Origin of the sequence: Salinivibrio sp. AR640 (assembly GCF_001995405.1) — a bacterium.
Taxonomy (GTDB): domain Bacteria; phylum Pseudomonadota; class Gammaproteobacteria; order Enterobacterales; family Vibrionaceae; genus Salinivibrio; species Salinivibrio costicola.
This window is the reverse complement of sequence record NZ_MUFD01000022.1, coordinates 49,891-64,667: the sequence shown is the minus strand read 5'-3', so window position 1 is coordinate 64,667 and position 14,777 is coordinate 49,891. Positions and strand designations below refer to the sequence as shown.

Genomic DNA, 14,777 nt, shown 5'->3' with positions numbered 1-14,777 from the left:
AGTAAATCCACCGAAGCTTCAATACTGCCGTTTCCGCTCGACTTGCATGTGTTAGGCCTGCCGCCAGCGTTCAATCTGAGCCATGATCAAACTCTTCAATTAAAGTTTTGGTGTTTGCTTTTCCTAAGAAAAGACAAACGGCTCGATAAATACTGTTTTGTTCGTCTCTTGCGAGACAAACGAATTGACTGTGCCGAACAACGTAAACGTTGTTTCGTATTGGTCACTCAGTTCATCGAATAAATCTTTTTGTCTATTCTCAACGAGTGCCCACACAGATTGCATAGGTCAAATTGTTAAAGAGCGTGTCGACTTAGTGGTCTGCATTTCGTGACTTGCGTCTCGTTGCCCCGTCGACAGGAAGCGCAGTATAGAGATCTCAGTTTTTACCGCAACCCCTTTTTGCAAAAAAAAACTCACCCGCACAAAAAACATACTAAGTCGCTTTTTTTGTCTATTTTAACGTTCAGGCAAGGCTTGTTTTTGTTTGGATTTATTAACATAGTCGAAAATTTCACCTTTCTCTAGAAAAAATGAGGCATACATCATGAAAAGGGGCTGGTAGCATATCGGCCTGTTTCTCACTTGGGAGTCATCGATATGAAGCACTGGCTTTTTCTGGGGTTTGCGATTGTGGCAGAAGTGATTGCAACAGCGTCACTCAAAAACAGCGACGGCTTTTCAAAGCTCGTCCCTTCGGTGTTAGTCGTAGTGGGGTACAGTTTTTCTTTCTATTTACTCGCGCTGACACTACGCGCTATACCGGTTGGTATCGCTTATGCAATTTGGGCAGGTGCTGGCGTAACATTGATTGCTTTAATTGGCTGGCTTGTCTTTGACCAAAAACTCGATACAGCGGCGATTATCGGCATGGTACTGATTGTCTCGGGTGTAGCAGTGATGAATATTTTTTCATCTGCGTCTCCGCACTGAGTCGCGTTATTGGCGTCAGCCCGAGAACGAAAAAACCCAGCCGAAGCTGGGTTTTTTCTTTAAGGAGGAGAGGCAGATTACATCATGCCGCCCATTCCTCCCATACCGCCCATTCCAGCAGCACCCATATCAGCGCCGCCATCTTTTTGTGGCAGATCAGTAATCATAGCTTCGGTGGTGATCATCAGGCCAGCCACGGATGCCGCAAACTGAAGCGCACTACGCGTCACTTTGGTTGGATCCAGGATACCCATTTCAATCATGTCACCGTATTCACCAGTTGATGCGTTGTAGCCAAAGTGGTTTTCACCCGCTTTAACGTTGTTCGCAACCACTGAATCTTCGTCACCTGCGTTAGTGGCGATTTGACGCAGTGGTGATTCCATCGCACGTAGCGCCACACGGATACCGACATTTTGCTCTTCGTTATCGCCTTTTAGCTCACCGACTTTGCTTGCAGCACGAATAAGCGCAACGCCACCACCGGCAACCACGCCTTCTTCAACCGCAGCACGGGTTGCGTGCAATGCGTCTTCAACGCGATCTTTCTTCTCTTTCATTTCAACTTCGGTCGCTGCACCGACTTTAATCACCGCAACACCGCCAGCCAGTTTGGCAACGCGTTCTTGCAGTTTTTCTTTGTCGTAGTCAGACGTCGCGTCTTCGATTTGTTGACGAATTTGAGCAACACGACCTTCGATCGCCGCTTCTTCACCAATACCATCAACAATTGTGGTGTTGTCTTTAGTAATGGTGACACGCTTGGCTTGGCCAAGGTCTTCTAGTGTCACTTTCTCAAGATCCATACCGATCTCTTCAGACACGACAGTACCTGCAGTCAGGGTCGCGATGTCTTGTAGCATCGCCTTACGACGATCACCAAAACCAGGTGCTTTCACTGCTGCCACTTTGACAATGCCGCGCATATTGTTTACCACCAAGGTGGCCAGCGCTTCACCTTCAAGATCTTCTGCAATGATCAGCAGCGGACGAGACGCTTTAGAAACCGCTTCAAGGGTTGGCAGTAGTTCGCGAATGTTAGAGACTTTTTTGTCGATCAGTAGGATAAATGGGTTATCCAGTTCAACATTACCGGCTTCTTGGTTGTTAATGAAGTACGGAGACAAGTAACCACGGTCGAACTGCATGCCTTCCACAACGCTCAGTTCGTCTTGCAGTGACTGCCCTTCTTCAACAGTGATCACACCGTCACGGCCCACTTTGTCCATTGCTTGTGCGATAAGCTTACCAACGGTGTGGTCAGAGTTTGCCGAGATAGTTCCCACTTGCTCAATAGCATTGTTGCTGGTGCAAGGTGCAGACAGATTTTTCAGCTCTTCCACCGCGGCAACGACAGCTTTGTCGATACCACGTTTGAGATCCATTGGGTTCATGCCCGCAGCAACTGCTTTTAGGCCTTCGCTAATAATAGACTGCGCCAATACGGTCGCTGTGGTCGTGCCGTCACCCGCCGCATCATTGGCTTGTGAAGCGACTTCTTTCACCATTTGCGCGCCCATGTTCTGGAATTTGTCTTCCAGCTCAATTTCACGCGCAACAGAAACACCATCTTTAGTGATGGTTGGTGCACCGAATGATTTGTCGAGTACTACGTTACGGCCTTTAGGGCCCAGTGTGACGCGAACGGCATCCGCCAGAACATTCACACCTTCGAGCATTTTCGCACGTGCGTCGTCACTAAATTTAACGTCTTTAGCAGCCATGTTTTTATTCCTTTCTTACGTTATTGATTGGAGGTGAAATGAATTACTCAACGATTGCCATAATGTCGCTTTCAGACAAGATCAAAACCTCTTGACCCTCGATCTTTTCGGTTTTGGTACCAAAGCCTTCAGAGAAGATAACAGTGTCACCCACTTGAACGTCCAACGGCTGCACACTGCCGTTTTCAAGAATACGGCCTTTACCTACCGCCAGTACTTTACCGCGGGTAGATTTTTCTGCAGCAGAACCAGTTAACACGATGCCGCCCGCTGATTTAGACTCAGCTTCTTGGCGCTCAACGATAACGCGATCATGTAGTGGACGAATGTTCATCGGTCGTCTCCTGAATTAGTAATGATGTTCCGTTTGATGAAGTAAGTATGCACACAGGCCGTACATGCGTCCGGTACCTGATGTCTCTCCCTATGTGGGGACGGACTTTTTCTTTCCCAAGGGCTTTACAGCAATTTTTTTGTTTTTTTAGACACGTAACTTTCTCAACTTATGCGGATCCGCTAGGGTAAGCCGTCCCAACTCAGCGATCAGAGACTATGAACGATAAACACGGGTTGCTTTCTGCTCCAATTAATCAAACCTTGCGCAAAATGACGATTCCAATGGTATTCGGCTTGTTTGCGATCATCATGTTCAACGTGGTCGATACCTTTTTTATCTCGCAACTAGGGACAGAGGCGTTGGCAGCGGTGAGTTTTACCTTTCCTATCACCTTTGCCGTCAACTCCATCACGCTCGGGTTAGGGGTAGGCATTGCAGCACTTGTCGGACGTTTACTCGGCCAAGGAGATCACCAAGATGCGGCGCGTGTATCAACCCACGGATTATTATTGGCCTTGTTGCTCGTGATGTTAGTTGGCTGGTTGGGTGCTGCCACCATTGTTCCCGTTTTTTCTGCATTAGGCGCCAGTAAAGATTTACTTCCACTGATCCATGAATATATGCAGATATGGTACCTCACGATTCCTTTATTGGTGGTACCGATGGCAGGTAATGCCGCCATTCGTGCCACAGGTGATACCAAAACCCCAGCCAAAATCATGATGGTCTCTGGGCTGATTAATGGCGTTCTCGACCCCTTGCTAATTTTTGGTTTAGGCCCTTTCCCTGAACTAGGCGTGCAAGGTGCCGCTATCGCCAGTGCCTTGAGCTGGGCCGGAGCCATGCTCGCTGCACTTATCGTACTCACTCGACGAGAGCAGCTACTGATTGCGCCGCAATGGCAACAGATCGGCACCGATGTGAGTCAAATTCTTAAAATTGGCATGCCTGCTGGAATGACCAATGCGCTCAACCCTGCAGCAGCTGCCATATTAATGATGATGCTCGCCTCACAAGGCACAGAAAGCGTTGCCGCCTATGGCGCCGCGCAACGGATTGAAGCGATTTTATTGATAGTGATGATGGCAATGACGTCTTCGCTTACGCCCTTAATGTCGCAAAACTTTGGCGCCCAATACCATCAGCGGGCCTTTCAGGCGCTGTTCAGTGCGATGCGCTTTGCCATCTTGTTTCAGTTTGCCTTGTACTTATCGCTGTGGCCTTTTATCGATCTGATTGCGGATGTGTTCAGTGACGATGTGCGGGTTCAACAAGAAATTGCCCACTATTTGATGGTGGTCCCGGCCAGTTACGGCTTACAAGGCACCTTGATGTTATTGGTCGGCGGCCTGAATGCCATGAAGCGTTCGCTGCATTCGTTCGCCTGCAACCTAGTCCGTTTGTTTGTTTTCTTAGTGCCCTGTGCGTGGCTGGGCGGCATGGTCAACGGCACCCATGGCCTGTTTGCGGGAATCGCTGTTGCCAATCTACTGGCCGGTATTATGGCGTACCTGTATGCCGTGGTGTTGCGCCGTCAAACACTGGCTTCGTCACTGCCGGTCTGATCCAAGTGATACACTCGGTGCTGCAAGGCATCTAATGCCTGATATAAGGCTTGATACTGCGCCGCACTGAGTCCCTCAAGCATGGCTTTTTCCCACTCCAACACCTTGGGAATAATGGTCTGATAATGGGTGCGGCCTTTGTCGGTCAAATGGACTAACGCGGCGCGCTGATCACCTTGACACGCGCGTCGCTCTACCAACTGATGCTGCTCTAAACGGGTAAGCAAGCGCGACACTTTCACTTTATCCAACCGCGTTTCTGCGGCTAAGTCTTTCGCCATCACGCCATCACGTGCGCCCAAAGAGGCCAGCACGCGCCATTCTGGACGCGACAATCCAAACTCTGCTTCATAACGTGCCGCAAGACTATCGGCAACCAGCTCTGCGGTGTGAACTAATTTGTAGGGCAAAAAACTGTCAAGGGCTAGGTGCGGAACGGTCATATCAGTTAGTTTCAATTGAAATCATATACCTTACTTTACGAGAGGCGTCGATAAGATGCAAAGGTAGTGCTTTGTTTACACTTACGGTTTTTAGGCGGCAAAAATACTGAACAGACAAGGTAAAATATTTGTTAACAGTACGTTGCTTTTTATCTTGTCTGCTCGCTAGTATAAACGGATAGATTGTTTCTTTTGAAACTATTTGGCCGTACCGGTGACCACGGCCGCCCAGCACAAGGAGCGAGATATGCGAAAGTGGTTTTCATTCCCCATTCGTGAAGGGAACGCCTCACGTCAAGCCCACTGCGACTTTCCCGAAGGAACCTACGAGCGCGAATGTGGCAAGGAAGGCTTTTTTGGCCCGGCCAGCCATATGTATCACCGCCATCCCCCGACGGGCTGGAGTGAGTGGGAAGGCCCATTGCGACCGCATGCTTTTGACACCAACCGAGTTGAAACGCAAGGCACGTCGCCAATGGATGCGCCTGTGCTGTTATCCAATGCCAATGTTCAGGTTCGCTTATGGCGCACCGATACCGCCATGTCTTATCTGGTGCGCAACAGCGATGGCGACGATTGCTTATTCGTCCATCAGGGCGAAGGCTCGCTGTATTGCGATTACGGCCACTTGCGCTACAGCAAAGGCGATTACTTGATTATTCCTCGCGCCACCAGCTGGCGACTGGTGCCGGATGAGGCCACTACTTTGCTGATGATTGAAGCGACACATGGCTCCTACATGAGCGCCGAACGAGGCATTGTCGGCGAGCATGCGGTGTTTGACCCCGCGGTGCTAGAACATGCACGTATTGACGATAGCTTTAAAGCCCAGCAATCCGATAGCGAAAGCTGGCAGGTGATGATCAAATCGCGCCAACAGCTCAACCGTGTCACTTATCCTTATAACCCACTCGATGCCGTAGGCTGGAAGGGCAACCTCACCGTATTCCGGCTTAACTGGCGAGATATCCGCCCACTAATGAGCCATCGTTATCACTTGCCGCCATCCGCGCACACCACCTTTGTCGCGCAAGGTTTTGTGATTTGTACCTTTGTCCCCCGCCCGATCGAGTCGGATCCTGGCGCACTCAAGGTGCCTTTTTACCACAATAACGATGACTATGATGAAGTGCTTTTCTATCACCAAGGTGACTTTTTCAGCCGCGATAACATTGATGCCGGCATGGTGACCTTACACCCTTGTGGCTTCCCGCATGGTCCTCACCCAAAAGCCTTTGCCGCGGGCAAAAAGCATCAGAAAAAAGAGACCGATGAAGTGGCAGTGATGATCGATACCCGCATGCCACTTGATATGGGCGACGCGGCGAAAGCCACCGAACTGACCGATTATGTCTACTCTTGGCGCACGCCAAGTGACGCAGAATAGCGAAGGAGAAAGCAATGAAACTGGCTTCACTCAAACACGGACGTGATGGCAAATTGATTTTGGTCTCTCGCGACCTTACTCGCGCCGTCCACGCCGACGATATTGCGCCCACACTACAAGCGGCACTCGATAATTGGGCGACACTTGCGCCCAAACTGACTCAGCGCTATGACGCGCTCAACGACAACCAAGTCAGTGAGTCTTTTGCCTTTGACCCAAGTGTCTGCGATTCACCGCTGCCCCGCGCCTTTCAGTGGGCGGATGGTAGCGCCTACGTTAACCACGTTGAACTGGTGCGCAAAGCACGCGGTGCACAAATGCCTGAGAGTTTTTGGACCGATCCTTTGATGTATCAAGGCATGTCTGATGGCTTTCTCGGTCCACGTGACGAGATTGAATTGGTCGATGATGCATGGGGCTGTGATTTTGAAGCCGAGCTAGCCGTCGTCACCGATGATGTGCCCATGCACCTAAGCGCTGACAAAGCCGGCCAACACATTAAATTGCTGATGCTGGTCAACGATGTTTCTCTGCGCAACCTGATCCCCGGCGAGCTTGCCAAAGGGTTCGGTTTTTTCCAATCTAAGCCCGCCTCTGCATTTTCACCGGTGGCGGTTACCCCCGATGAGCTGGGCGATCACTGGCGCGACCATAAAGTCCACTTGCCGATGCATGTCACTCTGAACGGCGACTGGTTTGGCTCGCCCGACGCCGGTGTCGATATGACCTTTGATTTTGCCGAACTGGTCGCCCATGTAGCGAAAAGCCGTCATGTCAGTGCCGGGACCATTATTGGCTCCGGCACCGTGTCCAATACCGATCGCAGTAAAGGCTCTTGCTGCTTAGCCGAAAAGCGCATGCTGGAAATTATCGACCAAGGCGAGGCAAAAACTCCGTTTATGACCTTTGGCGATAGCGTCACTATCGATATGCGCGACAGCCAAGATGCGTCTATTTTCGGCGCCATTGAGCAAACTGTGACCCGTTACATCGCAGAGTAACCTTGATGCGCGCCTAGTACCTCTAGGCGCGCTTGACGTTGACGCCGTCTAGGAGCTTGTATGCTGCTTTATGATTACAGTAAGTCGACCGCGGCCTACCGCGTCCGCATCGCCCTTGGCCTTAAAGGCCTTACCTACCAACGAGAAACCGTTTCTCTGCTGGATAAACATCAGCACAGTGACGCCTATCGTTCGCTCAATCCCGCCGGTTTAGTGCCCACCTTGGTCGATGGCGATGTCACCTTGAGCCAATCACTGGCCATTATTGAATACCTCGATGAGCGCTATCCGCAGGTAAAACTGCTCCCCAGTGATCCAGTGCAAAAAGCCCAGTGCCGATCTCTGGCGCTCGATATTGCCTGTGATGTGCATCCACTCAATAACTTACGGGTTCTGCAATACTTAACCGGCCCCTTTGGCCACAGTGATGATGACAAAATCACTTGGTATCACCATTGGCTAAAACAAGGGTTCGATGGCTTGGAAGCCAAACTACAGGGATTAGACAGCCCCTTTATTGGCGGCGAAGCGCCTAATTTGGCCGATATTTGTTTGGTACCGCAGCTGTTTAATGCACGCCGATTTGCGTTTGATTTAACGACCTACCCAACTTTGACGCGCATTGAGGCACAGTGCCAAACGCTGGATGCATTTATACAGGCACACCCTGATAAGAGCTAAGGAGAGGACATGAAAGACGGATTGTTGTGGGCGCCGGATAAGGAACGTCAAACCCACACCTTACTCGCCGCGTTTATCCGTGCCGTGAATCAGACTCACGACACCCAGCTGAGTGGCTATGACGATCTTTATGCATGGTCAGTGCGTCAAAGCGGCGATTTTTGGCAACAATTATGGCAATTTTCCGGCGTGATCGGCGATCCGGGCGAGAGAGTGTGCGATATCGATCCCGAGCACCCCAATCGAGATAGCCACTGGTTTCCCACCGCACGTCTGAACTATGCCGAAAACCTGCTCAAGCACGCAGAGCAATATGCCGACCAACCGGCGATGATTTTTAGCGGTGAGCATGAGGTAGCACGAACCCTCACTTGGCGTGAGCTCGTCGATCAGGTCGCGGCCATCCGTCACTACCTAGATATGCAAGGTGTTCAGCCGGGCGATGTGGTTGCTGGCTATTTACCTAACCTGCCTGAAACCGTGATTGCGATGCTTGCCACCGCGGCACTGGGCGCGATTTGGACCTCAACCTCACCGGATTTTGGCGTCGACAGTGTGTTAGACCGTTTTGGCCAAACCGAGCCCAAAGTGCTGTTTACCACCGATCATTACCACTATAACGGCAAAACCTATGACTGCCTGAATAAAGCACAGCAGGTGGTGGATAACGTACCGGCCATTGAGCGCCTAGTGGTGATCCCTTTTGATGGCGAGCGACCTTCTTTACCTGCTGGCGTGGATAACTGGCAAGACTTATTAGCCAAGGACGCGCCACCGCTTCGCTTTACCCGCGTGGCGTTCAATGCCCCACTCTTTGTGCTGTACTCTTCCGGCACCACGGGTAAGCCCAAGTGCATTATTCATTCGGTAGGGGGAATATTGCTCAATCATTTGAAAGAGCATCAGCTCCATTCGGATGTGCGCCCCGGCGATCGCTTTTTCTACTTCACCACCTGCGGCTGGATGATGTGGAATTGGCAGGTCAGTGCCTTGGCAAGCGGCGCGACCTTGGTGCTTTATGATGGCTCACCGTTTTATCCGGATGCGGGGGTACTATGGCGACTGGCCGAGCAGCACCGGCTCACCCTTTTGGGCACCGCAGCCAAATACTTAGAGGCATTGGAAAAACAAGGCGTAGCGCCGAAAGATGATTACTCGCTGGCGTCGCTACGCGTCCTATGTTCGACCGGCTCGGTACTTGCGCCCGAGCAGTTTGATTATGTCTATCAAAAAATAAAGTCTGATCTGCAGTTAAGCTCGATTGCGGGTGGCACCGACATTTGTGGCTGTTTTGTTCTTGGCAGCCCGCTGTCACCGGTTTATCGCGGTGAAAGCCAAAAGCGGGGCTTGGCGCTCGATGTACAAGTGTTTAACGCCCAAGACCAAGCGGTTGAAGAGCAAAAAGGTGAGCTGGTGTGTTGTAATAGCTTCCCCAACCAGCCGGTTGGCTTTTGGCACGATACCGATGGCAGTCGCTATCACAATGCCTACTGGAACAAGATTGATGACATCTGGTTCCATGGTGACTATGTGCGCCTGACCGTACAAGGCGGCATGGTGTTTTATGGTCGGTCTGATGCGGTATTAAACCCAGGCGGGGTGCGAATTGGTACGGCGGAAATCTATCGCCATGTAAATCAGCTTAGCGAGATCATGGATTCAGTGGTCATCGGCCAGCAATGGCAAAATGATGTCCGCGTGGTGCTATTCGTCAAACTCGCCGCCGGCGTGACACTGGATGAGCCAATCAAGCAAGCCATCAAAAAAACCATCCGAACCCAGTGTACACCGCGTCATGTTCCCGCCGTGATTGCCGAGGTGAGCGATATTCCGCGCACCAAGTCAGGCAAACTGGCTGAGTTGGCGGTGCGCGATGTGGTCCATGGCCAAGACGTGGCACAGTTAAGCGCACTGGATAACCCAGCATCACTCGACCAATATCGCCAACGCCCTGAGCTTGCTGAATAAACGACACTCGCTGAATAAACGACAATAGTGCAATAGGCCCATAAGGTCCGCAAAAAACTAAAAATGGCCGCAGTGTGCGGCCATTTTTGTCGATGTTTTTTACAACGTAAACGTTATCTTAGGCGATGATTGTCATCGTCGTCATCGTCTTTACGCTCGTACTCACCTTCAAAGGTGTTGCCATCGTCATCGCGCCCGCCACGACGAAAAGGATCGTCACCAAAGGGGCCTTGCGTATTACCTCCTTGGTGGAAGCCGCCTTGGCCAAAGCCCGCTTGAGACACAGTGACCCGTTTCATCACTTGTTTGGCGAGCGCCGCACGCGGTGCTGGTAGCAGCACCAACATCCCCATCGCATCGGTCATAAAGCCTGGCGTCAACAGCAAGACACCTGCTACCGCAAGCATCACGCCTTCAAGGATTTGCTGCGCTGGTAACTCACCGCGATTGAGTCTGTCCTGCACCGAGGCCAGCGTCATCAACCCCTGATTACGGACCAAAGACGCACCGACAAATGCCGTGATCAGAACCAACGCCAAGGTCGGCCACAAGCCCAGCCAGCCGCCGACCTGAATAAATAGGCCAATTTCGATCACTGGGACCAGAATAAATAGCAGTAGTAAGACTGGAAACACGGTTCACCTCGCGCTAAAAATTGACGTTTCATCCTAACATCAAAATAAGGCAAAAGCCGAACCGGGATCCTGTATTTACTGCTTGAATCCCAGCGCAAGAAAGCGCATTTTGTTTAGTCATCATGTTACAGCTGTGACGGAAGTCAGCCATTTCAACCGCATCATGTGCTGTAATATGGGTTGAAACGATGTAATAGACGATACATCCAGCCAAAATCTCTGAGGAATGGATTCTACAGCAATATTTGTGGCGACGTTTTAATCATTATAATAACTTGATGTTAAGGCCAACGCATGTCTCAGACGATTATTACCCCCAATGATACCCCTACGCAAACCACTGCCACCCGCTTGGAAGAGGACTTACTCGGCCAACGAGCGGTGCCTGCAGATGCGTATTATGGCATTCATACCTTGCGCGCGATTGAGAACTTCACTATTTCAAGCACCCGTATTTCTGATATCCCAGATTTCGTACGCGGCATGGTTTACACCAAAAAGGCCGCCGCAATGGCCAACCAAGAACTTGGCGTGATCCCTGCTGACGTCGGTGATTACATCATCAAAGCCTGTGACCAGATGTTGGAAACCGGCAAATGCATGGATCAGTTCCCCTCGGATGTCTTTCAAGGCGGCGCGGGCACCTCGGTGAACATGAACGCCAACGAGGTAATTGCCAACCTTGCGCTTGAACTGATGGGGCACGAGAAAGGCGATTATGATGTGATTAACCCTAACGATCACGTCAACAAGAGCCAATCCACTAACTGTGCGTATCCAACCGGATTTCGAATTGCGGTATATAACAGCATTCTCAAACTGATGGATGCGATTGATTACTTACAAAAAGAATTCGATGTCAAAGCAGACACGTACTCTCATGTCATAAAAATGGGCCGTACCCAGCTGCAAGATGCGGTGCCAATGACAGTGGGACAAGAGTTCAAAGCCTTCTCTGTGCTGCTGCGTGAAGAGATTAAAAACATCAAATATACGGCGGCCCTGCTTTTAGAAGTGAATTTAGGCGCCACCGCGATCGGGACGAAGTTGAATGCTGCAGAAGGTTACCAGCAACTGGCGGTGAAACGCCTCGCAGAGATTACTGGTTTACCTTGTATCCCGGCAGAAGATTTGATTGAAGCCACCTCAGACTGTGGGTCCTATGTCATGGTGCATGGCGCGCTAAAACGCCTGGCGGTGAAACTATCGAAGATCTGTAATGATTTACGCCTACTTTCTTCTGGCCCTCGTGCAGGACTGAATGAAATTAACTTGCCTGAAATGCAAGCCGGTTCATCCATCATGCCTGCCAAGGTCAACCCGGTGATCCCTGAAGTAGTCAATCAGGTTTGTTATCGAGTCATGGGGAACGACACTACCATCACCTTTGCTGCCGAAGCCGGCCAACTTCAGCTTAACGTGATGGAGCCCGTAATTGGGCAGGCACTGTTTGAGTCTATTTCCATCCTGGCGAATGGCTGCCGGAACTTGGGTGAGAAGTGTGTAAGCGGGATTACGGTTAACCAAGAAGTGTGCGAGCACTACGTGCATAACTCGATTGGGATTATCACCTATCTCAACCCCTTTATCGGTCATCACGAAGGCGATATTGTCGGCAAGATTTGTGCGGAAACCGGTAAAAGTGTTAAAGAGGTGATACTCGAGCGTGGTTTGATGACAGAGTCTGAGCTTGATGAGATTTTCTCCGTTGAGAACCTCATGCACCCCAAATACCGCGGTAAACGCTTTAACGCTTAGTCGGTCAAAATCACAACAACCATAAAACAACAAAGGGCGCTTATAGCGCCCTTTTTCATGCCGGTGAAACAGCCGCTACAACACCTGGGTAATCAACAAACCACATGCAATACTAAAGACCATGCTCAGTAAGCCTGGCAACATAAAGCTATGGTTGAACACATACTTACCAATCCGCGTGGTACCGGTGCGGTCAAAATCAATTGAAGCGATAATCGGACCATAATTCGGGACGAAGAAATAACCATTTACCGCAACAAAGGTGGCAATGATCATCGAAGGAGGTAAGCCAAGCGAAATCGCTACTGGAACAAGCACCGCCGTCGTTGCACCTTGACTATTCACCATCACTGATAGGGCAAATAAGGCAAAAGCAAATGTCCAGGGCGCCACTTCAACCAAGCCAGATACCGCGTCTTTGACCATATCTAGATGGCCGGCAACCAAGGTATCCCCTAACCAAGCAATACCAAAGATAGCAACGATGGCACGCATCCCAGCATGGAATACTGAGCCTTGGCTAATCGCATTACCGTCTGGTTTACAAGTCAGAATAATTAACGCAGCAACCGACAACATGACGATTTCAATGGTGTGGGCCATGCCCATTGGCTCACCATCAAATGCCGGACGCAAAGCAGGGAAAGCCCCCATAATAACCACGGCTAACGCACCGAATAAGAACAATGCAACCGATTTTTTCGCCTCAGGGGTGACTTCGATATCTTCAACCGCGAGGTCAGCTTCCATTTCCCGGCGAAACGCGGGATCTTGCAGACGACGTTGATATTCAGGATCGTCTTTAAGCTCTTTGCCCAGTTTATTCACGATCACACACGCCAGCGCCAAACCGATAAAGGTGCTAGGAATGGTCACTGATAGAACATCTGTCAGTGTGATGCCTTGCGGTTCTAAAAAGGCGACACATGCCACCACAGCAGCGGCAATCGGGCTGGCCACAATCGCAAACTGTGAGGCAATTACCGCCATACCGAGTGGGCGGGCAGGACGAATCCCGCTTTTGCGGCTCACTTCGGCAATAACTGGCAACACCGAGTACGCCACGTGTCCCGTCCCTGCCATCATGGTAAAGACATACGTCACTAAAGGTGCAACAAAAGTAATATGACGTGGATTTTTGCGCAGAATGCCACTGGCAATTTTAATTAAAAAATCGAGGCCCCCTGCCGCTTGCATGGTCGCGGCAGCGGCAACTACCGCCATGATCATTAATAAAACATCAATCGGAGGATGCGTCGGTTGCAACCCGAACACAAAGCTCAACACTAAGAGTCCAAGCCCGCCCATCACACCTAAACCGATGCCGCCGATACGGGCACCCACTAAGATGCAGCTGAGTACCACTAATAACTCAACCAAAAACATAATTTTCTCCTACTTTGGATASACTTTCCCACTACGTCGCGTTCACACACGAGAGCAAACGCGCCCAGCACCATGGCCAAAGTCTAACCAGGCCCCGTAACGCGTATGTTGATTCAAGTAAGAAAAAGTAACACTTTTCGCGAACTGACAACAAAAAGTTCGGAAATTGAGATCTTTAACCTAGACACTAGGCAGGCTTTTCTTTCCTGTCTTTAATTGTTATGTTATATCATAACAATTAATACGGAGTCATTATGCAAGCCAATATCCATCCCGAGTACCGCCCTGTCGTTTTTCATGACACCAGCGTTGACGCCTATTTTATAATCGGATCAACCTTGCAAACATCACGCACCATTGAGTGGCAAGATGGCAAAACCTATCCTTACTACCCGTTGGATATCTCGAGCGCTTCACATCCGGTGTACACAGGTAAACAACGCGCTGCCAATAAAGAGGGGCGCGCCGCCAACTTTGCGCGCAAGTTTGGCCAAATTGGTCGCAGTCAAAAGGCGTCGTCATGAAGGTATTGAACTCACTGAAAAGCGCCCGCCAGCGTCACCCTGATTGCCAGGTTATCCGTCGCCGCGGACGCATGTTTGTCATTTGCAAAACGAATCCGCGTTTTAAAGCCGTGCAAGGGCGCGCGAAAAAACGCGCCTAAGCGTCGGCGACGCACTGCCACTGATGGGGCAGTGCGTCTCTGCGGGCAAACATCTTGATGTGGCTACTGACCGTCTCAGTCACCAAGGTTAAGCTCGCTTCATCGTCGGCATGGCATGTAACACGCAACTGGGTTCCTTGCACCTGCATATCACACACTCCCGCAGGGAAATGTACGCGTCCTGTTTGCTCATCCCAGCTCGCCTCGACTTTGCGACCAAAGTGACGACACAAGGTCTGCAAGTAACGCGGGGCATGCTCGGACTCAATCATCGTAGTCATACTAGGCATACGTT

Annotated in this window: 16 protein-coding genes; 10 read left to right on the top strand and 6 right to left on the bottom strand. The window is 50.6% G+C overall.

The annotated features are described in order from the left end of the window. Together BZG75_RS15460 and BZG75_RS11550 are read left to right on the top strand one after the other, a co-directional pair. Window positions 1-243 (top strand): hypothetical protein (locus tag BZG75_RS15460; RefSeq protein ID WP_206779526.1); only part of this gene is annotated, 243 nt, incomplete at its 5' end. A gap of 357 nt (window positions 244-600) precedes the next feature. Further along, window positions 601-933, top strand: a complete 333-nt coding sequence (locus BZG75_RS11550; RefSeq protein WP_077461911.1) for an SMR family transporter — start codon at window positions 601-603, stop codon at window positions 931-933. Between the two features lie 77 nt (window positions 934-1,010). On the opposite strand, the gene groL is transcribed toward BZG75_RS11550, so the two are convergent. Together groL and BZG75_RS11540 are read right to left on the bottom strand one after the other, a co-directional pair. Next, entirely contained in the window at window positions 1,011-2,657 is a 1,647-nt protein-coding gene (gene groL, locus BZG75_RS11545) for a chaperonin GroEL (RefSeq protein WP_021024082.1), read from the bottom strand. A 43-nt stretch (window positions 2,658-2,700) separates the two neighbouring features. Beyond that, window positions 2,701-2,991, bottom strand: coding sequence for a co-chaperone GroES (locus tag BZG75_RS11540; RefSeq protein ID WP_021024083.1), 291 nt, complete (start codon window positions 2,989-2,991; stop codon window positions 2,701-2,703). Window positions 2,992-3,209: 218 nt separating this feature from the next. Here BZG75_RS11540 and BZG75_RS11535 point away from each other — a divergent pair, with 218 nt between their 5' ends. Further along, complete coding sequence (locus BZG75_RS11535) at window positions 3,210-4,559, top strand: MATE family efflux transporter (RefSeq protein WP_077577082.1); 1,350 nt, start codon at window positions 3,210-3,212, stop codon at window positions 4,557-4,559. On the opposite strand, the gene BZG75_RS11530 is transcribed toward BZG75_RS11535, so the two are convergent. Beyond that, window positions 4,529-5,002: a MarR family winged helix-turn-helix transcriptional regulator gene (locus BZG75_RS11530; RefSeq protein ID WP_021024085.1), complete on the bottom strand. Its 474-nt coding sequence runs from the start codon at window positions 5,000-5,002 to the stop codon at window positions 4,529-4,531. The genes BZG75_RS11535 and BZG75_RS11530 overlap by 31 nt on opposite strands. Before the next feature lie 247 nt (window positions 5,003-5,249). On the opposite strand from BZG75_RS11530, the gene BZG75_RS11525 reads away from it, so the two are divergent. The 4 genes from BZG75_RS11525 to BZG75_RS11510 are packed head-to-tail and all read left to right on the top strand — an operon-like array spanning window position 5,250 to window position 10,039. Next, window positions 5,250-6,389: a homogentisate 1,2-dioxygenase gene (locus BZG75_RS11525; RefSeq protein ID WP_077577080.1), complete on the top strand. Its 1,140-nt coding sequence runs from the start codon at window positions 5,250-5,252 to the stop codon at window positions 6,387-6,389. A gap of 14 nt (window positions 6,390-6,403) precedes the next feature. After that, window positions 6,404-7,390, top strand: a complete 987-nt coding sequence (locus tag BZG75_RS11520; protein ID WP_077577078.1) for a fumarylacetoacetate hydrolase family protein — start codon at window positions 6,404-6,406, stop codon at window positions 7,388-7,390. 60 nt (window positions 7,391-7,450) lie between these two features. Then, entirely contained in the window at window positions 7,451-8,071 is a 621-nt protein-coding gene (maiA, locus tag BZG75_RS11515) for a maleylacetoacetate isomerase (protein WP_077577076.1), read from the top strand. Between the two features lie 9 nt (window positions 8,072-8,080). Beyond that, window positions 8,081-10,039, top strand: coding sequence for an acetoacetate--CoA ligase (locus BZG75_RS11510; RefSeq protein WP_077577074.1), 1,959 nt, complete (start codon window positions 8,081-8,083; stop codon window positions 10,037-10,039). Window positions 10,040-10,152: 113 nt separating this feature from the next. Here BZG75_RS11510 and BZG75_RS11505 read toward each other — a convergent pair whose 3' ends face one another. Continuing rightward, on the bottom strand, window positions 10,153-10,674 hold the full coding sequence (locus tag BZG75_RS11505) for an FxsA family protein (RefSeq protein WP_021024090.1): 522 nt from the start codon (window positions 10,672-10,674) through the stop codon (window positions 10,153-10,155). 306 nt (window positions 10,675-10,980) lie between these two features. Between BZG75_RS11505 and aspA the strand changes: the two genes are divergently transcribed. Then, on the top strand, window positions 10,981-12,432 hold the full coding sequence (gene aspA / locus BZG75_RS11500; protein WP_443216197.1) for an aspartate ammonia-lyase: 1,452 nt from the start codon (window positions 10,981-10,983) through the stop codon (window positions 12,430-12,432). A gap of 75 nt (window positions 12,433-12,507) precedes the next feature. Here aspA and BZG75_RS11495 read toward each other — a convergent pair whose 3' ends face one another. Next, window positions 12,508-13,818 carry an anaerobic C4-dicarboxylate transporter family protein gene (locus BZG75_RS11495; protein ID WP_077577070.1) on the bottom strand — a complete coding sequence of 437 codons (1,311 nt, stop codon included), beginning with the start codon at window positions 13,816-13,818 and terminating at the stop codon, window positions 12,508-12,510. A gap of 254 nt (window positions 13,819-14,072) precedes the next feature. Here BZG75_RS11495 and BZG75_RS11490 point away from each other — a divergent pair, with 254 nt between their 5' ends. Together BZG75_RS11490 and ykgO are read left to right on the top strand one after the other, a co-directional pair. After that, window positions 14,073-14,342: a type B 50S ribosomal protein L31 gene (locus tag BZG75_RS11490; protein ID WP_021024093.1), complete on the top strand. Its 270-nt coding sequence runs from the start codon at window positions 14,073-14,075 to the stop codon at window positions 14,340-14,342. After that, entirely contained in the window at window positions 14,339-14,482 is a 144-nt protein-coding gene (ykgO, locus tag BZG75_RS11485) for a type B 50S ribosomal protein L36 (RefSeq protein ID WP_077461903.1), read from the top strand. Before BZG75_RS11490 ends, ykgO begins: the two co-directional genes overlap by 4 nt. Here ykgO and BZG75_RS11480 read toward each other — a convergent pair. Continuing rightward, the gene (locus BZG75_RS11480) at window positions 14,479-14,772 is read right to left on the bottom strand and encodes a DUF2218 domain-containing protein (RefSeq protein ID WP_077577068.1); all 294 of its coding nucleotides are present in this window, start codon (window positions 14,770-14,772) and stop codon (window positions 14,479-14,481) included. The two genes, ykgO and BZG75_RS11480, sit on opposite strands and share 4 nt — an antisense overlap. Window positions 14,773-14,777: the final 5 nt, after the last annotated feature.